This window comes from Providencia lanzhouensis (assembly GCF_050469745.1).
Lineage (GTDB): Bacteria > Pseudomonadota > Gammaproteobacteria > Enterobacterales > Enterobacteriaceae > Providencia > Providencia lanzhouensis.
On the sequence record NZ_CP174123.1, the window covers coordinates 2,115,285 to 2,136,374 of the forward strand.

Below are 21,090 nucleotides of genomic sequence, written 5' to 3' on the forward strand. Positions count from 1 at the left end.
AATGAGCAAATTAGATCCCTATTTCGGTGAGTTTGGTGGGCAATATGTCCCAGAAATTTTGATCCCAGCATTGAACCAGCTAGAAGATGCCTTTATTGACGCACAAAATGATCCTGCGTTCTTAACGGAATTCCATGATCTACTTAAAAATTATGCAGGTCGTCCAACCGCATTAACCCTGTGCCGCAACCTGACGGCGGGTACCAAAACGAAGCTTTATTTAAAGCGCGAAGATTTACTCCACGGTGGCGCACACAAAACCAACCAGGTGTTGGGTCAAGCATTGCTCGCCAAACGTATGGGTAAAAATGAAATTATCGCTGAAACTGGCGCGGGTCAGCATGGTGTTGCTACCGCCCTTGCTTGCGCCTTATTAAATATGAAGTGCCGCATCTACATGGGTGCAAAAGACGTTGAGCGTCAATCTCCAAACGTGTTTCGTATGAAGCTAATGGGCGCCGAAGTGATCCCTGTACATAGCGGCTCTGCAACCTTAAAAGATGCTTGTAATGAAGCGCTAAGAGACTGGTCTGGCAGTTATGAAACTGCACACTATTTATTAGGGACTGCGGCAGGCCCTCACCCATATCCGACTATTGTACGTGAATTTCAACGCATGATCGGTGATGAAGCAAAACAGCAAATTTTAGATAAAGAAGGTCGCCTACCGGATGCGGTGATCGCCTGTATCGGTGGTGGTTCCAACGCTATCGGTCTGTTTGCTTCGTTTATTCCTGAAGAAAACGTCGGGTTAATTGGTGTTGAGCCTGCCGGTCACGGTATTGAATCAGGGCAACATGGTGCACCGTTAAAACATGGTCGTGTTGGGATTTATTTCGGTATGAAATCCCCTATGATGCAAACCTCTGAAGGGCAGATTGAAGAATCTTACTCCATTTCAGCAGGGTTAGATTTCCCATCAGTGGGGCCTCAACATGCGCACTTAAACAGTATTGGTCGTGCTGAATATGTTTCGATTACCGATGATGAAGCGCTAAACGCCTTTAAATTGCTGTCACGCAAAGAAGGGATTATTCCTGCATTAGAGTCATCTCATGCATTAGGGTATGCCCTCAAAATGGCAGAGCAAAATCCAAATAAAGAGCAGTTGTTAATTGTCAATTTATCCGGTCGTGGTGATAAAGACATTTTTACGGTACATGATATTTTGACCAGCAAAGGGGAAATCTAATGACGCGTTATACTCAACTTTTTCAGCGTTTAAACCAACAAAACCAAGGCGCTTTTGTTCCCTTTGTCACGTTAGGTGACCCTGATGCCGAGCTTTCTTTAAAAATTGTCGATGCATTAATTGCAGGAGGTGCGGATGCCTTAGAAATTGGCATCCCCTTCTCTGACCCTTTAGCGGATGGTCCCACAATTCAAAATGCCAATTTACGTGCCTTTAAAAGCGAGATCACACCGACGTTATGCTTCGAGTTATTAGCGCGTATTCGAGCCAAACACCCCGATATGCCGATAGGATTATTGGTTTATGCTAATTTAGTTTTCACCAATGGGATCGACTATTTTTATCAACGTTGCCAACAAGCTGGCGTAGATTCCGTTTTAGTTGCCGATGTACCAATGCGTGAATCAAAGCCGTTCCGTGAATCAGCCATCACCCACGGCATCGCCCCAATCTTTATTTGTCCACCAAATGGGGATGACGCACTGCTAAAAGAGATTGGAGAACATAGCCAAGGTTATACGTATTTACTCTCTCGCGCAGGCGTCACTGGTACAGAGCAGCGAGCGCAAATGCCATTAACTCATTTAGTGAGCAAATTAACCCAATATGGCGCAGCACCTGCACTTCAAGGATTTGGTATTTCGGAGCCTGCTCAAGTGACTGAAGCGATTCGTAATGGCGCTGCGGGGGCAATATCGGGTTCTGCTGTGGTAAAAATCATTGAAAATAACCTACAACAACCACAAGAAATGCTCAGTAAATTAACAACGTTTGTGGCAAATATGAAAGCCGCCACACAAAAATAGTACCTTAATTTATTTTCTTCATTGTGTCAGAAAGCCATCAATAATTTGATGGCTTTTTTCATTTCAAATAGCCGTTAATGCATTCAATGGTTTCTGTCAAATTTCCACTTTGCGGATAATATTTAAAATATATTAGGTAAAGTTACTCAGGCTAATTTAGTTTAAATATCCATCTTGATATTTAATTATAAAATTAAATTTTCACTCTGATTATTGGTCTTTTTTGATATTGTGAATTTAATGTTAAATAAAATACAAATGATTTAACATTGAGTTTTCTGCTTATTATATTCTTTATTCTCTAAAAACGAAAAATCCGGGAATAAATTCCCGGATTTCTTTACTGCTTTCTAATCCATTAGCGAGCAAGAATAAACTTGCCTAAGTCCTTAAGAAATTAGAAGCGGTAACCCACACCAAACATAAATACAAATGGGTCTAAACGTGTATCAACTTTAACGCGGTCTTCACCAGCTTTGAATTTAACTTCAGTATCGATATCCATCCACCACACAGAGGCATTTAACATCCAGTTATCAGTCAGGTTATAGTCCATACCAGCTTGCGCTGCAAAGCCCCATGAACTGGACAGGTCTAAATCACTTAAACCTGGGCCAAAGTTTTTACCTTTACTATTAAATTTCTCATCAAAGAAGAATGTATAGTTCAGACCTGCACCTAAATAAGGACGCAGTTTATCTTCTTTGCTACCAAAATAGTACTGCGCCATCAGTGTTGGTGGTAAATGTTTTACAGATGCAATTGTACCCAAATCACCTAAACTAACTTTATGTTCGAAAGGCGTTGCTGCTAATAACTCCACACCAATATTATCGGTGATCATATAACCGAAAGTTAAACCTAATTGGGTATTATTATTTGCATCAAATTTACCTAAGCCTAATACATCTTCAGAGTTCGCATTTGGTCTTACAGTAGCTGTACCTGCACGGAATAAAAAGTCGCCAGCTTCATGAGCAAATGAAGCCGCTGGAGCTAAAGTTGCAGCAGCCAATACAAGCGCAGTGAGTTTTTTCATTGTCAATCCCATTCCTATGTTTATTATTTAGCAAAAATATAGCCTATTCTTAAATTTAATATTCAAATCAAGATCACATCTTTTGCTAATTTATATATTTCTTAATAAAGCTGAGTTTATTATTCCATTACTGGTTTTTTCTATTTTGATTTGAATCAATTTTCATGAAATAACTATTAAAATAAAAAATGATTTTATATTAATGGCTAATTAAATCACGATTTAAATATATATTTAAAATACACCTTTAAGATTATTCTTTATTAATAGTGATACACTCATTTATGGTGTAGCACACTTATTTAGGCTAACTCCCAGACTTTTCTTATCTTTCTCTACCTATACGTCCGATACTCAGTTACAATCACCGTCAAATTTTTATTCCGTTTGTAGATAGGAGCAGTTACATGTCCATTTCGGCCAACTCACTCTTTCGTGACAGCATCAACTTTTTTAAAAACCAGTTGAATGGCCTCTTCACCATTGTGTTAATCGCCACCGCAATCAGCGTGATTGTCTACGCAATGTTAATTCCTAATGAACGGATGATTGGCGTGTTACTTGAAGCGCAGAACCAGCTACTTGATGCGGGCAATGCTGGGTTACAGAATTGGGTACTGAACTTACCTGAAGATGAGAAAAACAGCATTCTACGTGTGTCTATGGGCTTGATTTTATCCGTAGCATTGGGAAGCTTGGTCCTGATGTGCGGCGTGCTCTCTTATATCGCCAATTTATCTCGCGGTGAAGCCGTGAACGGGACTCAAGCATTAGTTTCATCATTACCTAAAGCCCCTGCGATGTTCCTGCTGCTGATTATCTGTTCCCTATTAATTCAGCTTGGTATCACCTTGATGGTACTTCCTGGTCTGATTTTGGCGATTGGCTTTTCTCTTGCCCCTGCCATTTTAATGAATGAAAAAGTGAATCCGTTTAATGCCATGGGCAAAAGCTGGAAGTTGGCATTTGCCAATTGGCGTATCGCTGCCCCAATGATTTTAATTTGGATGGCAACGCAAATGTTAGTCAGCATGCTGTTAAGCAGCCTGCAACTAAATCACATTGTGGTCAATGGTATTTCATTCCTGATCAACAACATGATTGCCGCTTTTGCCTTAATTTACTTTTTCCGTTTATATATGCTGAGCAGCAAAAACGCATAAATAGAAACAGATTTAATGATCAAAAAGGGCGTCTCTTCAAAGTGACGCCCTTTTGTTTTTCATCCTATCAATACCATTACTCTGACAGCTTACTATCGACGGTTCCTTCCTCGCTCTCCTTGCGCTCTTCAACACTTTTTTGCTGAATATGCTGCTTACTCTGGATCAAGCGGATAGCGAAATAGATATCTGGCACCACCAGTAAATCATCATCAGAACGACTAATTTTATTTTGTGATAACCAACGGTTTAGGGATGTCCGTCGCCCTGCTAGCACCAGCGTGACCCCTTTCGCTTTTAATGACGTCACGAGCTCGTTAAGTGCCGAAAATACACTCACATCGTTATGGGTAAAGCTGACCGCTGCATCGACAATGACCCACGCCGGACGTTTACGTTCGCTATCTATATGCTTATTTAACCGATCTTTAAAATAGTTCACATTGAAATAGGTCAGCGGTGAGTTAAAACGATAAATCAGCACGCCTTCAACCGCCTGAATATCATTATCCGGGTTCATTGAGTGCAACATACCCTGCTCGTCAACACCCAATAACTGATCTGTCGGGCGGAATATCACCCGCAAAAATTGCAGCAAACCTAACAACACGGCAAAGCCCACTCCGCTGATCAAGCCGACCACTAACACCGCACATAAAGTAAAAACGCATAAGAAAAAGGCTTGTCGGTTACGTTTACGCATGGCATAAATGCTGCGAAAGCTGATCAGTGAAAATGTCGAGACCACCAGCACCATACCTAATGCGGGCATCGGAATATAACCCAGCAGATCTATTGAAAATAGCAATACCACCAAAATAGTGAGCGCAGCAATGACCGATACCATCTGTGTTTTACCGCCCATCATATCGTTCACAGCAGTTCGGCTACTGGCCGCACTCACAGCAAACCCTTGAGATAATGCAGAAGCGATATTCGCCATGCCTAAGGCTCGTAGCTCTTGATCAGCATCCACGGTATAACCATTTTTGCTAGCAAAGCTCCGCGCCGTCATCATAAAGCTCACAAAGCTGATGACTGCCAAGTTTAAGGATGGCGTCACCAAATCCCGCAATAAGCCGGGGTTAAAATCAGGAGCCGCTATCGAGGGTAGCCCATTACCAAGATTACCGACGGTGCTAATGCCATATTGCTCAAGATTGAAAACAATGCTGGCGCTCGTTGCCAAGACCATCGCAATTAACAGTGATGGCCACTTACTGCGTATCCGTTTGATAACCATCGTCACAGTAAGTGTTAACACCGCCACCGCTAATGTCGGAATATGGGTTTCAGGTAGCGCAAGCGGTAATGCCACTAAACGCTCAATAAACCCGGAAGGAAGGGAATCAATACCGAAAATTTTACCTAGTTGACTGACAATAATAGTTAGTGCGACCCCATTTAATAACCCTTGTAAAATCGGCCCTGATAAAAAATCCGCAAACATCCCCAGACGAAAACGTGCCGCAATCAAGCACCATATTCCCGTCATTAAACTCATTACAATAATTAATTGCCAACGGGTATTCTCATCCCCCATCGCCAAGGGCGCAACGGCAGCGGCGATCACCGCACAAGTTGCCGCATCCGGTCCAATGATTAATTGTTTAGAGGTTCCAAACAATGCATACATCAGCATTGGTAAAATACAAGCATATAGCCCGACAATGGCATTGATCCCCATGAGTTCAGCATAAGCAATTGCCACAGGCAGCGCCACGGCGGCGACCGACAACCCCGCTTTCACATCCGGTCCCAAGTTCGCCAACTGATATTGGCTAAAGGTTTGTAAACCGGGCATCAGATTAAATAATCGCGCCTTTATCATGGGAAAAAATCTCTAAAAATTAATCAGTTAATTTCTTGTGTAGACTATTTATATCCGAACTATTAAAGTTTATCTAGGACTAAGTCAAATAAGGGTAAAATAGTGCAAATTTGATTGGTTTGCAGGCTTAACTCTTGGTAAAAAAGAGCAAACTTTTAACAATCTGCGCAAAATCAGTTAAACTACGCCACTATGTTTAAGTTGACTCCGTTTGAATTGACTATATTTAAGCTGACTATATTCACGTTAAGGATCTGAATCCACTGTTATGAAACAACTTATTGATTTTATTCCTTTGGTTATCTTTTTTCTCTTTTATAAGCAATACGACATTTATGTTGCTAGTCAGTCATTACTGATAACCACCCCAATTTCCTTACTGGTCACTTACTTCATTTATAAAAAAGTGGAAAGAGTGGCAAAAATCACCTGTGCGATTGTGATGGTATTTGCAGGGTTAACGGTGTTATTTCACAGCGCTGACTTTATCAAATGGAAAGTCACCATTATTTATGCTCTGTTTGGTATTGCTCTATTTGCGAGCCAATGGTTTACAGAAAAACCGCTCATTCAAAGAATGCTGGGGAGTAACCAAGAAATTAAGTTAGCAGACAGCTATTGGTTAAAATTAAATACCGCTTGGGGTATTTTCTTTATTGCTTGCGCTGTTATTAATATTTACGTGGCATATTGGATGGCTGAGAGTGTTTGGGTCAACTTTAAAGTGTTTGGATTGACGGCTGGCACCTTAATTTTCACGATCCTTAGCGTGGTATATATTTTCAAACACATGACTAAAGAACCTCAGGCGGAAAAGCCAAAAGAGTAATTTATTTCTTCGAAATATTATGATGATAAATAAGCTGCGCACTTTCGCAGCTTTTTTATGCCTATCACAGTGATTTGTTACAATTATCTGTGACTGGATGTACTCTAGCGGTTTACTATACTTATGTTTGTTTGCTATAAATGAGCAACAAAATCATAGTGTTTAATTCCTTTTAATAAAGAGTTTGATATGCAATTACCTAACGGTGAACTCGTTTTACGTACTTTGGCAATGCCTTCAGATACCAATGCGAATGGCGATATTTTTGGTGGCTGGCTAATGTCTCAAATGGATATTGGCGGCGCGATTTTAGCAAAAGAAATTGCTCTGGGTCGCGTAGTAACAGTGGCAGTCAATGGCATAAAATTTCAAAAACCAGTTGCTGTTGGTGATGTTGTTTGTTGTTATGCTCGCTGCTTAAAAACAGGGAAAAGCTCCGTCACTATCAATATTGAAGTGTGGGTGAAAAAAGTGGCAACCCACCCTGTAGGTCAGCGTTATCAAGCTACTGACGCAGTATTTACTTATGTGGCGGTCAATGATGACAATACGCCCCGTGCATTACCTGAAGATAAGCAACACTTCGAATTAGAAAGTTCGCAGCCTCAAGCTTAATCATTCATATACAGTAAGGGCGCTTCATAAGCGCCCTTTTTTGATCCCGATACTTCCTAGCATTTAAGCTTGGCTTACTGTGCCATCTACTTTGAAGTAAATTTCAGTGGTATAACCTTTCGCTGGTAGCTTTTCATATTTCCAACGGTTCATTGCACGCTTCACATCGCGCTCAAACATCCCTTTAGGTGAAGCTTCAACAAACTCAATATTTTGCACTCGCCCATCTTCATCGATGTCATAACGTACTTTCACATAACCATTTTTTCCTAAGCGACGAGCGCGGTCTGGATATTCAGGCGCTTGTTTACTTAATGCTTTTGGACCACGCTGACCAGTGGATTGGTTAGATGCTGTTGCATTATTTTTGACGTTAGTATCAGTTCCGCGCGTGTTGGTGACTTCTTTTGGCGTAGTATCTGTATTTGTGGATGGCGTTTTGTTCATCGCCAGTTGTTTTTCAACAGGTTTAACTGGCTCCTGTACTTTTTTCGGCTCTTTTTTAGGTTCTTTTTTCGGTTCAGGTTTCTTTTTTACTTCTGGTTTTTTCTGCGGTAAGACTATCGCTGGTTCAACAATAGGCTCGGGTTCAATGATAGGTTCAGGTTCAACCACAGGCTCTGGCTCTGCCTGTGTTTCAGCTGGTGGAGTGGCTGCTGGTTCAGCAAAAGAAAGCATTGCTATCGAGATTGGCTCCTCAAGTTGAGGAAATTTCGGTTGATTAAAAATCCATGCCATTGCCAAACCCGCATGAATTGATAATGAAACAGCAATGATCACTAACAGTCTGATACCACGCATATGCAATTTTTACCCTACACCGTTTACTTATTGAATATGGCTAATAGTTTAAATGCAAATAGCAATCATATTCAATAAGGTTTAGCGAACAAAGTTAAAAATGTGAGTATAAACGTGAATACCCTTACTCAATCCACTGTGTAAATAACAGGGAATGACGGCGTTTATAGATGTCCATTTTGCGGAGCGAATAAATGTGCATATTGCGGCGAGAGTGTCTTTCTAACCAACGGCGACGGCGGCGAACGACTTGTCTTAGCATTCTCCAGCGACCCACTTCTTGCCTACTGCGTCTCATCTTTTTAATCCTTATCAGGTGTATGTTCGTAACAGCGAAATATTATATGCCTTTGCTCACGAGAACCAAGTGGAAGTTATCAAAGTGTTGATGAAATTTACCCCGTAAAAGAGAGGTAGATTCATTGAATTTGTCATTAATTGCACTTTTATCTATTTAACTCAGTTTTTATTCAGAACTTTTACTAAATTCTGGTATGTTTATTCTTAGTCTATATTTAATAAGACATATTTTCTTTTTTCGACTCTTTTTCTCTCTGTCAGTGAGGCTTGTTATCCATTATGGCAACCGTCTACACCTTAATGAGTTGGTTACTGTTTTTCCTGTATTGGTTAATTGTTGCTGGGGTTACTGTTCGTATCCTCGTCACACGTCGCCCCGTCACTTCGGCGATGACATGGTTACTGATCATTTATATCCTGCCTCTGGTGGGGATCATCGCGTATGCCGCATTTGGTGAACTCCATTTAGGTCGACGTCGTATCGATAAAGCCCATCAAATGTGGCCATCGGTTGCCACTTGGCTGGAAAATCTACGTCTCTCCAAACATATTTTTGCTAATGATAACAGCCCCGTTGCGGAGCCATTATTCCAACTGTGTGAGAAACGCCAAGGCATTGCAGGCGTCAAAGGCAACCGTATTCAATTACTGACCACCAGCGAAGACTCACTAAAAGCCATTGCCAATGATATTAATAATGCCAAGAACTCTATCGAAATGGTGTTCTATATTTGGCAGCCAGGTGGGCTTGTCGATGAAGTCACCGAAGCCCTTCTCAATGCGGCAAAACGTGGTGTTAAATGCCGCATTATGGTGGACTCTGCAGGAAGCTGGCATTTTTTCCGCAGTGATTATCCTGATAAAATGCGTGCCGCAGGGATTGAGTTTGTCGAATCTCTAAAAGTAAACCTTATGCGTTTTTTCCTGCGCCGTATGGATTTACGTCAGCATCGCAAAATCGTTGTGATTGATAACTATATTTCTTACACCGGCAGTATGAACATGGTGGATCCTCGCTACTTTAAACAAGATGCGGGGGTCGGTGAGTGGGTAGATATTTTAGTCCGTATGGAAGGCCCTGTGAGTACCACATTAGGGATTGTTTACGCCTTTGACTGGGAGATGGAAACCGGACAACGCATTTTACCGCCACCACCAGATAGCAATATCATGCCGTTCGAGCAAGATAACGGACATACCACCCAAATGATTGCATCAGGTCCTGGGTTCCCTGAAGAACTTATTCAGCAATCATTAATGACGGCGATGTTCTCAGCTCGTAAGCAGCTGATCATGACTACCCCATACTTTGTCCCAAGTGATGATTTACTGCATGCAATTTGTACCGCAGCGATGCGCGGCGTTGATGTCAGTATCATCATGCCACGCCATAATGATTCTTTCTTGGTTCGCTGGGCCAGCCGCTCTTTTTACACGGAATTACTAGAAGCTGGCGTAAAAATCTATCAGTTTGAAGATGGATTACTGCACACCAAGAGTGTCTGTGTTGATGGGGAATTAAGCTTAGTCGGTTCAGTGAACTTAGATATGCGCAGTTTATGGCTGAACTTTGAAATCACAGTCGTGATAGACGATAAAAGTTTTGGTAGCGATCTGACGCTGGTTCAGTATGATTATATGGCTCGCTCTACACGTTTAGATATTGAAGAATGGGAACAACGCCCGTTCTGGAATCGTGTGATTGAGCGTCTGTGCTATTTCTTTAGCCCATTATTATGATAATAGCTGTGATCAAATAGCTATTATCACCATTGCTTAACCGTTAGGAAAACGTCATGAGCCAGAACCCAAGTATTAACTTAATCGATGAAGATGAAATCATTGAAATTGCCTATGACCTTTTCCTTGAAGGTGCGATGGATAACTTAGAGCCTGCCGACCAAGTGATTTTCGCGTTACAGTTCGAAGTGTGTGGCGCGGCTGAAATTGTGCCATTTAGTCAAGATTGGCATATTCTTGCCACCCAAGGATTACCTTTAGCGCAAATGAGTGAAGTGGTGATCGGGCTTGCTAAAAGCCCAGAGGATGAAATTGACGATATCTTTGCACGAATTCTTATCAGCCGTAACCCTAAGCACCCTTTCCAACATATCGAATGGAAACAGTAATCCAAAATAAAAGATGGGGGAAATATTCCCCCATCTTTTATTAAACTTTATTCTGCTAAATCCAACTGTAAATGATGCTTCTTAATATAGTGACGTAGATTATTGCGAATATAGTCACTCTTATCTAATGGGTATTTTTCCCACGCAGCCACAATATACGGTTCCACCCCGTCGACAAACTCAGGGGAACGCGCGACAGCTTGGATCGCGGTTAATGCAACTTCACTCTTATCCGCAATCATATATTCAAAGTAATTAGTGACCTTTTGGCTAAAATTTACATCATGGGAAGCCGCATATAACGCACTGACGGCAATCTGACCATCCGCATGATTAAATAAGTGTTGGAAATCTTCCACTTTGACCGCTTGCAAGTCCTTGAGGATATATCCTGCAAAGCTCACCGTGTCTGCGTGTTCGCACTGTGCTAATTTGGCTAAAATAGCCGATTGAAACTTTGCTAAATCGGATTTTTGATACCAATAAATCAGCTGCAATCCACGATTGATTTGCACTGAATTTTGGCTTTCAAGCGTTTGGGCTAAATAGTCCGATGAAGCATCAACGGAGTATTTTGCTAATACTTCCAACGCCTTCACATGGTAAACGTTGAGTGTTTCGTTATCTAATATACGAGTGAGTTGCTCAATGCCCTTTTCCGATAATGACGGTAACTTTTTCAGTCCTTCTAGTGCTGCCAGCTTCGTCTTTTCATTATCGTCATGATGAAATAGGTTGAATAACGTAGTTTCATTGCCGCCCATTCGATGCCCAAACCAGCCTGTATCGTATTGCTGAATAATTTCATCCAGCCAGCGCTCATACCAATCCAAAAAGTGGCTTTCATAAGCAAACTGATACGGTGTTGGTGAGTCACACCATTCGTGGGTATAAACCAGTCGCCCAGCATGTTTTCCCGTCACCACCAGCAGAATGTCATATGTACAGCCGCAAGTCCCAAGGTAAAACAACCCTTGGTGAAGCAAGCTTTCCCGTGAGTCGTACTCTTCATCACTGCAATCTTCCGCTAAGTGGCTGAGTGTTTGCCACTCTTTATCGCTCATGGTTGGGCTAAGCACGCAAGGTAATGCCACCGAATCATAACGATTTTCGCTGTCTTCAAAACGTTCTACGCCGTAATAAGGACCTGCGCCACCATCGCCCAATTGCGTCATAAACTGCACATATTCTTGGGGTAAATTCACCCCAATTCGGCGCTGCCACTGCGCTATCTGTGCCATATCCAAAGGTGGGTTGAGCTGATAATGGTGGCTGTCCGCTCCGAACAACTCTTCATCGCTGTCCATTTGCTTAGCAAGGGGGAGTTTTTGTTGTATACGTTGAATTTGGTCATCCGCATAACGCTGGTTGATGGCTTGCCATGTCTGATGTATTTGATGGATCTGCTGCAAGTGGTCACTCATTAATGGTTACTGTCCTATCAAGTTTTAATTATTTATTTTTAGCCTTTAATATCATTGCCTTTAATATCATAGCTAACTGATTATTTTAAGTAGCAATTGGGTTTGAATTCTCTGAAAATTGTTTCGCATAAAAAAGGCTCCACTTTATAAATGATAAAGGGAGCCTTAATACAACAATAAAACGCAAATCTTACCAATTACAGTGGATCAATTTTCAAACAAGATACTGCGTGCTTGAAACTTCCTTCGAGTAATGGGCGGGTTTTGGCGCATTCTGCATCAGCACTTGGGCAGCGTGTTCTGAATACACAGCCTGAAGGCGGATTAATGGGCGATGGCAATTCCCCTTCAAGAAGCTCAATTTGCTTATTTTTTTCCTTATCTGGATCCGGTACTGGCACCGCAGACATCAATGCGCGCGTATAAGGGTGCAGCGGGTTGTTATACACTTCATCATAAGTCCCCAGCTCCACTGCATGTCCTAAATACATCACTAATACGCGGTCAGAAATGTGTTTTACCACCGCAAGATCGTGGGCAATAAAGATTAAGGAAAGTTTCATTTCCCGCTGAAGTTCTTGCAGTAAGTTCACCACTTGCGCTTGAATGGAGACATCCAGTGCAGACACAGGCTCATCACAAATCACCAATTTCGGCTCTAAAATCAGCGCCCGTGCAATCCCAATGCGCTGACATTGACCACCAGAGAATTCATGAGGATAACGATTGATCAGGTTCGGCAATAAGCCAACTCGCATCATCATTTTCTTTACTTTTTCAGTAACTTCTTTTTGTGGCATCTTCGGATGATAAGTTTTTAGTGGCTCCGCGATAATATCTCCAATCGTCATCCGTGGGTTTAAGGATGCCAGTGGATCTTGGAAAATCATTTGGATATCGCTACGCACATTACGCCACTGCTTGTCGTTCATGGTGAGCAAGTTTTGTCCTAACCATGTCACCGTGCCGCTAGTGGATTTAACCAAACCAATTAATGCACGCGCAAATGTGGATTTACCACAGCCAGATTCCCCCACCACGCCCAAGGTTTCCCCTTCGTATAAACGCAGTGTCACTCCATCGACGGCTTTTAAACTTTTATCCGGCTGCCAGAACCATTGTTGTTTATCTCTAATGGAAAAATGCACTTTTAAGTCATTGACTTCCAGCAGCACCTGCCTATTTTCTTGGCTCATACTAATTCCTCCACAGGCTTAAAGCAGGCACGTAAACGAGATTGTGCAAAACTGGATAATTGAGGCTCTTGCTCTACACAGTGCTGGTTTGCATATTGGCAACGCGGCGAGAACGGACACCCTTTTGGTAAGCGTAACAAGTTTGGCGGATTGCCTGGAATCGTGGCTAAGTTATCGTCATCACCATCTAAGCGTGGCACTGCTGCTAATAAACCCAGAGAATACGGATGAGATGGCTGATAGAAAATATCTCGTGCGCTGCCATACTCCATCGTGCGCCCCGCGTACATCACGAGTACCTTGTCACACACACCGGCGACAACCCCTAAGTCATGGGTAATTAAGATGATCGCGGTATCAAATTCCTGCTTCAGTTCATTCAGCAAGGTCATAATTTGCGCTTGTACCGTAACGTCCAATGCGGTTGTCGGTTCATCAGCGATCAGCAATTTTGGTTGGCACAGTAGCGCCATCGCAATCATCACACGCTGGCGCATACCACCAGAAAACTCATGCGGATACATATTCATACGTTTACGGGCTTCCGGCATTTTTACCGCATCCAGCATGCGTACAGATTCTTCAAAAGCCTCTTTCTTGCTCATCCCTTTGTGCAGCATCAACACTTCAGATAACTGCGTACCGATTTTCAGGTATGGATTGAGGGAGGTCATAGGGTCTTGGAAAATCATGGAGATCTCTTCCGCACGCATGCGGTTAAGCTCTTTCTCCTTGAGGTTTAAAATCTCACGTCCATTAAACATGGCAGAGCCACCTACACGACCATTTTTTGCCAGTAACCCCATCAAAGCAAAAGCAGTTTGGGATTTACCCGAACCGGATTCCCCCACAATTCCCAGTGTTTCCCCTGCACTCAATTCAAAATTGAGTTTATTCACCGCGGTCACATCCCCATCTTGGGTAGCAAATGTGACGTTTAAATCCTGCACTGATAATAAAGGGCTTTTGCGTGTTGAATGTTCCATAAATTAGCCCCTTAGCGATCTTTCGGGTCGAGAGCATCACGTAAGCCATCGCCGATAAAGTTGAAACAAAACAGCGTGATAACTAAGAATCCTGCGGGGATCAGCAGTAACCACGGTGTGACTTCCATAGAGTTAGCGCCATCACTGAGTAAAGCACCCCAGCTACTGAGCGGCTCTTGAGTTCCTAAGCCAAGGAAGCTTAAAAATGATTCAAACAGAATCATACTTGGGACTAATAATGATGCGTAAACCACCACCACCCCCAGTACGTTAGGGACGATATGACGCAAGATAATGTGACGCGTGCTGACACCACAAACTAATGCCGCTTCAATAAACTCTTTGCGTTTTAATCCTAATGTTTGTCCACGCACGATACGCGCCATATCCAGCCATGACACCATCCCAATGGCGACAAATATCAGCAGGATGTTGGTACCGAATAAAGTCACTAACAAAATAACGAAAAACATGAACGGGAAGGAGTTTAAAATCTCCAGTAAGCGCATCATGATAGAGTCAACTTTACCGCCCACATAACCTGCCAGTGAGCCATATAAGGTTCCGACCACCACCGCGACTAATGCTGCCGCAACGCCAACCATTAAAGAAATTCGTCCACCAATTGCCACACGCACAAGTAAATCGCGCCCAGAAGCATCGGTACCAAAATAATGTCCGGTCGCCCAATCAGGTGGCGTTGACATCATTTCCCAGTCGGTATCGTCATATAAAAATGGCGATAACATCGGGGCAAAAATCACAAACATCGTAATACAAAACAGCACACACAGGCTGACAATCGCCGCACGGTTATGCATAAAGCGTCGTCTTGCATCTTGCCAAAGGCTGCGCCCTTCAATATCTAATTGCTCAGAAAAGTTTTCCAGAGCTTCACTATTTTTGTTGTTTAGTAACATAGTGTTTCTCCGGTCTTAGTAACGAATTTTCGGGTCGATGACGGCGTACAGCACATCGACGATAGCATTAAAGGCAATGGTCAATACCCCAACTAAAATCGTTAAGCTAAGCACTAACGAGTAATCACGGTTTAATGCGCCATTGACGAACAACTGTCCAATTCCCGGTAAGCCGAAAATGGTCTCAATCACCATGGAACCCGTGATGATCCCCACGAATGCAGGTCCCATATATGAAAGCACTGGCAGTAATGCAGGTTTTAACGCATGGCGGAAAATAATGGTACGCAGCGGTAATCCTTTTGCGCGCGCAGTACGAATAAAGTTTGAGTGCATGATCTCAATCATCGAACCACGGGTAATACGCGAAATACTGGCGATATACGCCAAAGAGAGTGCCACCATCGGTAAAATCATGTGCGTGACGTTACCACCATCCCAACCTCCACCGGGGAGCCATTTCAAGTGAATGGCAAAAATCAGCACCAAAAGTGGTGCCACAACAAAGCTTGGGATGACAACCCCCGTCATGGCAAATCCCATGACTGTAAAGTCCCATTTGGTATTTTGATTTAATGCGGCAATCACCCCCGCAGTAACACCAAATAACACGGCAACCACAAAGGCTGTGGCGCCTAATTTTGCAGACACGGGAAAGGCTTTCGCAACTAAATCGTTGACGCTATAGTCTTTATATTTGAAAGAAGGACCGAAATCCCCTTGAGAAAGTTGGAATAAGTAGCTGAAATACTGCTTATACATTGGGTCATTAAGGTGATATTTCGCCTCAATGTTAGCCATGACTTCGGGTGGAAGCTTACGTTCACCAGTAAACGGGCTGCCCGGTGCGAGTCTCATCATAAAAAATGAGATGGTAATAAGAATAAATAAAGTCGGAATTGCTTCAAGCAAACGACGCAAAATAAATTTAAACATTGCCCTTTCCTACTTCTATTGCCATTAAGGCTAATGGCTGGCCCTCAAGGAGCCAGCCTGTTGTGATTAGTGCTTGATGATATACAGATCTTTAGTATGTAAATTATCTAATGGATCTTTACCCGTATATCCACCCACGTATGGCTTCACTAAGCGGGTGTTCACATAGTAGTAGAGAGGCACGATACCAGAGTCTTTATCTAAGAGCTTTTCGGCTTGTTGGTACAACTCAGCACGCTCTTCGTCCGTTTTCACCTGAAGTGTTTTCTTCATGATGGCATCGAAATCTTTGTTTTTATAATGCACGGTATTGTTACTGCTATAAGAAAGCAGCATGTTTAAGAAGGATGACGGTTCGTTATAATCCGCACACCAGCCCGCACGCGCCACATCATAGTTACCTTGGTGACGACTATCTAAGAAGGTTTTCCACTCTTGGTTTTCCAGTTTCACGTCAGCGCCAATGTTTTTCTTCCACATGGATGATGCAGCGATCGCGATACGTTTATGTAAATCTGACGTGTTATACAGTAAATTGAATTTCAGTGGATTTGATTTGTTGTAACCCGCTTCTTCCAGCAACTGTTTGGCTTTTTCATTACGCTGCTCTTGGGTCATATTGGCATACCAATCTGGTTTTTCTGTCTTCATGCCGCTAGTAAACGGTGGTGTGAAGCCATAAGCCGGAATATCACCTTGCGCTTTCACTTTGTAAGTGATGACATCTCTGTCCATTGAAAGTTTTAATGCTTCACGAACACGCGGGTCATTAAACGGCGGTTTTTCGTTATTAATTTCGTAATAATAGATACAGAGATACGGATTTACACGCAGCTCTTTTGGCATATTTTCTTGTAGTGACTTAAATTGTTCGATCGGTAAATTGCTATAGGTCATATCAATTTCACCACTGCGGTAACGGTTAACATCCGTGACTTCAGAGGAGATAGGTAGGAAAGTCACTTGGTCAATCACGGTGTTTGCGTTATCCCAATAAGTTGGGCTACGTTCTAAAACAATACGTTCGTTAACTGTCCAATCTTTTAATTTATAGGCGCCATTACCCACAAAATTGGCTGGTTGAGTCCACTTAGCACCATATTTTTCGATTGTTTTTTTATTCACTGGCGACATCGAGGAGTGTGCCAATAATTTTGGAATATAAGGGACGGCTTCACTCAAACTAATCACTAAAGTTTTATCATCCAGCGCTTTAATGCCCAGCTCTTCTGGCTTTTTCTTACCGGCAATGACGTCATCAATATTTTTGATATGTGCATACTGCAAATAACTCGCGTATGGGGATGCGGTATCAGGATCAGCGAGTCTGCGCCAGCTATAAACAAAGTCTTCGGCCGTGACAGGGTCACCATTTGACCATTTCGCGCCATCGCGAATTTTAAACGTCCACTCGGTGAAATCTTTATTTTCCCAGCTCGTAGCAGAGCCAGGTAAGATTTCACCATCAGGACCCACAATCGTAATCCCTTCAAAAAGATCTCTTGCTAAAGCCGACTCTGGAACACCTTCAATTTTATGCGGATCAAGGGATTGAGGTTCAGAACCATTGTTGCGAACCATATTTTGTTTTTCAGCCAGTTCGACACCCGCTGGTACCACTGCACCATAACTTGTCGCCATCGTCCCTGCCATTAACCCAGCAGCAACGCTTAAAGCAACAAATGTCTTATTCAGTAATTTGCTCATTATTTTGGTTACTCCCATACTATTGTTTTGGTTGTGTTGTTGATGCATCTGCTTACTGAGTCAGTAAGCAATTATTTTGTTTATTACAAAATTATTAATTAGTAGAATTAATATATAACCGCTTAATATCCATGTGATCAAGAGGGTCTTCACCTTTAAATCCTCCGATTGTGGGCTTGATCATCCTTGCACTCACACGGTAATAAACGGGAACTAGCGCAGATTCCTTATCCAGCAGGGTTTCCGCCTGTTGGTAAATCTGTTGACGAGCTTGGTCATCCGGTGCCGTTAAAGCCTCTAATAACAGTTGGTCATAGGCTTTATTTTTATAGGCCGCCGTATTGTTGCTGTTTTCTGATAGTAATGAATTCAAAAATGCAGAAGGTTCATTGTAATCGGCACACCATGTTGCTCTTGCAACCTGATAATTTCCTTCATGGCGATTTTGCAGTGTGGTTTTCCACTCTTGGTTTTGCAGTGTTACCTCTGCGCCAATATTTTTCTGCCACATGGATGCCGCTACAATCGCCTGCTGTTTATTTTGGTCTGAGGTGTTATATAGCAAGGTAAACTTGAGCGGATTTTTGGCGTTATATCCAGCCTCCGCGAGCAACTCTTTCGCACGTTGATAACGCTGTTCTGGCGTGAGCTTTACCCATTCTGGCACTGCAAAATTACCATTATGGATAAACGTTGGCGTAAAACCGTAAGCCACCGTCTGTCCTTGATCGATAATTTTATTAGTGATGGTTTCTCTGTCTAAACCTAACTTAATGGCTTCTCGTACTCGAGGATCCGTGAATGGGGCTTTTTGATTATTAATTTCATAATAAAACGTACACAGAAACGGACGAACATACAGTTCGTTCGGCTTTTCCGCTTTCATCTTTTTGAATAGTGTTGGGGGAATAGCTGAATTACTAATATCGATTTCCCCACTGCGATAGCGATTGTTATCACTGACTTCAGAGGTAATCGCTAAGAATGTCGCTTGATCAATCTGCGTTTTTGCGTCATTCCAATATAACGGATTACGTTTGATAATAATTCGCTCGTTGACCGTCCACTCATCCAAAACATAGGCGCCATTGCCCACAAAGGAACCCGGTTGAGTCCATTTATCGCCGTACTTTTCAATGGCTTTACGGTTAACGGGTTTCATTGAAGTGTGGGAAAGCATATCGATAAAATACGGAACGGGATGGCTTAGGATGACTTGCAAATGTTTGTCATCAAGGGCTTTAACGCCCAACGATTCTTTAGGTTTTTGACCTTTTAAAATAGCGTCTGCATTTTCGATATAAGCATTTTGTAAATAACTGGAATAAGGCGAGCCAGTTTTGGGATCCGCTAAACGCTGCCAACTATATACAAAATCCTCTGCAACAACGGGAGTGCCATCACTCCACTTGGCATCATCGCGTAAGGTAAATGTCCATACGGTGTAATTTTCATTTTGCCAATGGGTTGCCATACCAGGAACCGCCACACCATTAATATCGTCGTAAACCAGCCCTTCCAATAAATTTAAAATAATATTGCCTTCAGGTACCCCTTCGACTTTATGAGGATCGAGTGAAGTCACTTCTGAACCGTTATTGACCACTATTTTATTTATAGATGTTGTATTTAATGGGGATTTATCGGGGGTTGATGAAGCTTGAGCAGAAATTGTTAATGAGAAAATGAGACAGGAAAGTAAACTGTGCTTGGTAGTAAGTTTCATCGTTGCGCCTTCTCCATTTCATAGTTGCGGTTTTACAGTTAACGTTTCAACGTATGTTGAACGACGTTTAGTTCGCCTACACATTGTTGATTTACTACTGCTCTAGTCACTGTTTCTTAAGCTGTTTTCTAATTTAACCACCAAAAGCTTTCCTTAACGGTGCAATTTTGCTCAGAAAGCTTATAAAAAAAAGTTATAAAAATTACATTTATTTAACATTTAAAGTTAGAGAGCCTATTGAAAAGGGGTAACACACTTCCTCAACCTTTAAATACTCAAATAAAAACAATTAGATAATAAAAAACCTTAAGTTACTCTTAAAATTTTCATCAACATTAATCCAAACATATCATTAACAATCTCTAATGAGAATAGTGAATAAATTTACGCAGCTCACATTTCCTTACTTTTTATGCCTGATTTTGCAAAAAGTGCGACACATAATCACATTTCAAATTTATCGCGTAGAGGAATTATTTTGATTGTAAAGGACGGTTTGATTACACATAACAAGCCAAAATATTTGAGTGAATATTTTGAATTCGAAAGGAATAATGGAATGAAGGGAAAGGCAGATGAGAATAGCCGTCTCGTAAGACGGCTAAATAACACTCACTATAAAAGTCCTGGAAATATGGCTTTAACACCCGTTACAGCGATTTCGATACCTAATGACATGAGTAGTAGCCCCATGATACGAGTGACAACGTTGATGCCCGTTTGCCCTAAGTAACGAACCAGTAAAGACGCAGAGCGGAACAACAGCCAACAGCAAAAAGCGAACAAAATACTGGTTAACGCTAAACCAATAAAGTTCTGCCAGCCAGTCCATCGCGATGACCAGACAATGCACGAACTGATTGCACCGGGACCCGCCATTAACGGAAGCGCTAACGGTACCACTCCAATACTATCGCGCACTGCGGTTTCTGTTTTTTCTTGTTTGTTCTGTTTGTCCTCACCAATTTTACCGCTGATCATCGATAGCGCGATGGTGACAATCAGAATTCCCCCCGCGATGCGGAATGAGTCAATTGAAATACCAAACAGCTGTAATATCGAGTCCCCCACCAGCAACGATGTACAAAGAATAATTGCGACTGATGAGTTGGCTATCGTATTAGTTCTATTGCGGCTCGCAACGGTTTGATAGTTTGTCATACTAATAAACACAGGCAGGATACCAACCGGGTTTACCAACGCAAATAGACCAATAAAAAATTTAATATAGCCTGATAAATCAAGTAATGTTGCGCTCACCCATTAATACCCTCATAAAATTCTTAAACAATAAACGCTTACCTGAACTAATTTTATCACTGAAATCGCTAAAATCCTTAGTTAAAGAACAATTTTGTGCATCTTAGTAGAATTATTTATTGCAACTTATCTTAATGGCCAAAAAAGAATGATTTATTCACCTCTTTTTAGCGATAAATTAATCATTTTTTTGCAAATCAATGAATCCCATAAAAACAGCATGCTGAATG

General features: G+C 42.0%; 19 protein-coding genes. 7 read left to right on the top strand and 12 right to left on the bottom strand.

Annotated elements, in window-relative coordinates; translation table 11 throughout:
• Nucleotide 1: 1 nt before the first annotated feature.
• Complete coding sequence (gene trpB, locus ACIH2S_RS09910) at nt 2-1,192, top strand: tryptophan synthase subunit beta (protein ID WP_349487842.1); 1,191 nt, start codon at nt 2-4, stop codon at nt 1,190-1,192.
• Nucleotides 1,192-1,998 carry a tryptophan synthase subunit alpha gene (gene trpA, locus ACIH2S_RS09915; RefSeq protein ID WP_036956532.1) on the top strand — a complete coding sequence of 269 codons (807 nt, stop codon included), beginning with the start codon at nt 1,192-1,194 and terminating at the stop codon, nt 1,996-1,998. The genes trpB and trpA overlap by 1 nt, the downstream gene beginning before the upstream one ends.
• Nucleotides 1,999-2,395: 397 nt before the next feature.
• Here the strand turns inward: trpA and ompW are convergent, their stop codons facing one another.
• Nucleotides 2,396-3,037, bottom strand: coding sequence for an outer membrane protein OmpW (gene ompW, locus ACIH2S_RS09920; RefSeq protein ID WP_154599228.1), 642 nt, complete (start codon nt 3,035-3,037; stop codon nt 2,396-2,398).
• A gap of 407 nt (nt 3,038-3,444) precedes the next feature.
• Here ompW and ACIH2S_RS09925 point away from each other — a divergent pair, with 407 nt between their 5' ends.
• Complete coding sequence (locus ACIH2S_RS09925; RefSeq protein WP_036956530.1) at nt 3,445-4,200, top strand: YciC family protein; 756 nt, start codon at nt 3,445-3,447, stop codon at nt 4,198-4,200.
• 76 nt (nt 4,201-4,276) lie between these two features.
• Here ACIH2S_RS09925 and ACIH2S_RS09930 read toward each other — a convergent pair whose 3' ends face one another.
• Nucleotides 4,277-6,031, bottom strand: a complete 1,755-nt coding sequence (locus tag ACIH2S_RS09930; protein ID WP_272533824.1) for a SulP family inorganic anion transporter — start codon at nt 6,029-6,031, stop codon at nt 4,277-4,279.
• 268 nt (nt 6,032-6,299) lie between these two features.
• Between ACIH2S_RS09930 and ACIH2S_RS09935 the strand changes: the two genes are divergently transcribed.
• Nucleotides 6,300-6,860, top strand: a complete 561-nt coding sequence (locus ACIH2S_RS09935) for a septation protein A (protein ID WP_108478077.1) — start codon at nt 6,300-6,302, stop codon at nt 6,858-6,860.
• 189 nt (nt 6,861-7,049) lie between these two features.
• On the top strand, nt 7,050-7,475 hold the full coding sequence (gene yciA, locus ACIH2S_RS09940) for an acyl-CoA thioester hydrolase YciA (protein WP_006658727.1): 426 nt from the start codon (nt 7,050-7,052) through the stop codon (nt 7,473-7,475).
• A 63-nt stretch (nt 7,476-7,538) separates the two neighbouring features.
• On the opposite strand, the gene ACIH2S_RS09945 is transcribed toward yciA, so the two are convergent.
• Together ACIH2S_RS09945 and ACIH2S_RS09950 are read right to left on the bottom strand one after the other, a co-directional pair.
• Entirely contained in the window at nt 7,539-8,276 is a 738-nt protein-coding gene (locus ACIH2S_RS09945; protein WP_430247342.1) for a TonB family protein, read from the bottom strand.
• Between the two features lie 124 nt (nt 8,277-8,400).
• A complete protein-coding gene (locus ACIH2S_RS09950) occupies nt 8,401-8,574 on the bottom strand; it encodes a YciY family protein (RefSeq protein WP_132496008.1) in 174 nt (57 codons plus the stop codon).
• Between the two features lie 281 nt (nt 8,575-8,855).
• On the opposite strand from ACIH2S_RS09950, the gene cls reads away from it, so the two are divergent.
• On the top strand, nt 8,856-10,316 hold the full coding sequence (gene cls / locus ACIH2S_RS09955) for a cardiolipin synthase (RefSeq protein ID WP_036956524.1): 1,461 nt from the start codon (nt 8,856-8,858) through the stop codon (nt 10,314-10,316).
• Nucleotides 10,317-10,372: 56 nt separating this feature from the next.
• Nucleotides 10,373-10,705, top strand: a complete 333-nt coding sequence (locus ACIH2S_RS09960) for an HI1450 family dsDNA-mimic protein (RefSeq protein ID WP_430247344.1) — start codon at nt 10,373-10,375, stop codon at nt 10,703-10,705.
• A 47-nt stretch (nt 10,706-10,752) separates the two neighbouring features.
• Here ACIH2S_RS09960 and ACIH2S_RS09965 read toward each other — a convergent pair whose 3' ends face one another.
• The 8 genes from ACIH2S_RS09965 to ACIH2S_RS10000 all read right to left on the bottom strand — a co-directional run bounded on the left by ACIH2S_RS09965 (nt 10,753) and on the right by ACIH2S_RS10000 (nt 20,860).
• The gene (locus ACIH2S_RS09965; protein ID WP_108478076.1) at nt 10,753-12,129 is read right to left on the bottom strand and encodes an SMI1/KNR4 family protein; all 1,377 of its coding nucleotides are present in this window, start codon (nt 12,127-12,129) and stop codon (nt 10,753-10,755) included.
• Nucleotides 12,130-12,326: 197 nt separating this feature from the next.
• A complete protein-coding gene (gene oppF, locus ACIH2S_RS09970) occupies nt 12,327-13,325 on the bottom strand; it encodes a murein tripeptide/oligopeptide ABC transporter ATP binding protein OppF (protein WP_036956517.1) in 999 nt (332 codons plus the stop codon).
• Complete coding sequence (locus ACIH2S_RS09975) at nt 13,322-14,311, bottom strand: ABC transporter ATP-binding protein (RefSeq protein WP_036956515.1); 990 nt, start codon at nt 14,309-14,311, stop codon at nt 13,322-13,324. Before ACIH2S_RS09975 ends, oppF begins: the two co-directional genes overlap by 4 nt.
• 11 nt (nt 14,312-14,322) lie before the next feature.
• Complete coding sequence (gene oppC / locus ACIH2S_RS09980) at nt 14,323-15,231, bottom strand: oligopeptide ABC transporter permease OppC (RefSeq protein WP_108478075.1); 909 nt, start codon at nt 15,229-15,231, stop codon at nt 14,323-14,325.
• A 15-nt stretch (nt 15,232-15,246) separates the two neighbouring features.
• On the bottom strand, nt 15,247-16,167 hold the full coding sequence (gene oppB / locus ACIH2S_RS09985) for an oligopeptide ABC transporter permease OppB (protein WP_036956512.1): 921 nt from the start codon (nt 16,165-16,167) through the stop codon (nt 15,247-15,249).
• 66 nt (nt 16,168-16,233) lie between these two features.
• Nucleotides 16,234-17,820 (bottom strand): oligopeptide ABC transporter substrate-binding protein OppA, encoded by a 1,587-nt coding sequence (oppA, locus tag ACIH2S_RS09990; RefSeq protein WP_420720245.1) that lies wholly within the window; start codon nt 17,818-17,820, stop codon nt 16,234-16,236.
• 148 nt (nt 17,821-17,968) lie between these two features.
• On the bottom strand, nt 17,969-19,600 hold the full coding sequence (locus tag ACIH2S_RS09995; protein ID WP_108478073.1) for an ABC transporter substrate-binding protein: 1,632 nt from the start codon (nt 19,598-19,600) through the stop codon (nt 17,969-17,971).
• 615 nt (nt 19,601-20,215) lie between these two features.
• Complete coding sequence (locus tag ACIH2S_RS10000) at nt 20,216-20,860, bottom strand: YchE family NAAT transporter (RefSeq protein ID WP_036956506.1); 645 nt, start codon at nt 20,858-20,860, stop codon at nt 20,216-20,218.
• Nucleotides 20,861-21,090: the final 230 nt, after the last annotated feature.

Bases quoted from the DNA above. Each gene is read 5' to 3' on its own strand.
- trpB (WP_349487842.1), top strand. From the start codon at position 2: ATGAGCAAATTAGATCCCTATTTCGGTGAGTTTGGTGGGCAATATGTC.
- trpA (WP_036956532.1), top strand. From the start codon at position 1,192: ATGACGCGTTATACTCAACTTTTTCAGCGTTTAAACCAACAAAACCAA.
- ompW (WP_154599228.1), bottom strand. From the start codon at position 3,037: ATGAAAAAACTCACTGCGCTTGTATTGGCTGCTGCAACTTTAGCTCCA.
- ACIH2S_RS09925 (WP_036956530.1), top strand. From the start codon at position 3,445: ATGTCCATTTCGGCCAACTCACTCTTTCGTGACAGCATCAACTTTTTT.
- ACIH2S_RS09930 (WP_272533824.1), bottom strand. From the start codon at position 6,031: ATGATAAAGGCGCGATTATTTAATCTGATGCCCGGTTTACAAACCTTT.
- ACIH2S_RS09935 (WP_108478077.1), top strand. From the start codon at position 6,300: ATGAAACAACTTATTGATTTTATTCCTTTGGTTATCTTTTTTCTCTTT.
- yciA (WP_006658727.1), top strand. From the start codon at position 7,050: ATGCAATTACCTAACGGTGAACTCGTTTTACGTACTTTGGCAATGCCT.
- ACIH2S_RS09945 (WP_430247342.1), bottom strand. From the start codon at position 8,276: ATGCGTGGTATCAGACTGTTAGTGATCATTGCTGTTTCATTATCAATT.
- ACIH2S_RS09950 (WP_132496008.1), bottom strand. From the start codon at position 8,574: ATGAGACGCAGTAGGCAAGAAGTGGGTCGCTGGAGAATGCTAAGACAA.
- cls (WP_036956524.1), top strand. From the start codon at position 8,856: ATGGCAACCGTCTACACCTTAATGAGTTGGTTACTGTTTTTCCTGTAT.
- ACIH2S_RS09960 (WP_430247344.1), top strand. From the start codon at position 10,373: ATGAGCCAGAACCCAAGTATTAACTTAATCGATGAAGATGAAATCATT.
- ACIH2S_RS09965 (WP_108478076.1), bottom strand. From the start codon at position 12,129: ATGAGTGACCACTTGCAGCAGATCCATCAAATACATCAGACATGGCAA.
- oppF (WP_036956517.1), bottom strand. From the start codon at position 13,325: ATGAGCCAAGAAAATAGGCAGGTGCTGCTGGAAGTCAATGACTTAAAA.
- ACIH2S_RS09975 (WP_036956515.1), bottom strand. From the start codon at position 14,311: ATGGAACATTCAACACGCAAAAGCCCTTTATTATCAGTGCAGGATTTA.
- oppC (WP_108478075.1), bottom strand. From the start codon at position 15,231: ATGTTACTAAACAACAAAAATAGTGAAGCTCTGGAAAACTTTTCTGAG.
- oppB (WP_036956512.1), bottom strand. From the start codon at position 16,167: ATGTTTAAATTTATTTTGCGTCGTTTGCTTGAAGCAATTCCGACTTTA.
- oppA (WP_420720245.1), bottom strand. From the start codon at position 17,820: ATGGCAGGGACGATGGCGACAAGTTATGGTGCAGTGGTACCAGCGGGT.
- ACIH2S_RS09995 (WP_108478073.1), bottom strand. From the start codon at position 19,600: ATGAAACTTACTACCAAGCACAGTTTACTTTCCTGTCTCATTTTCTCA.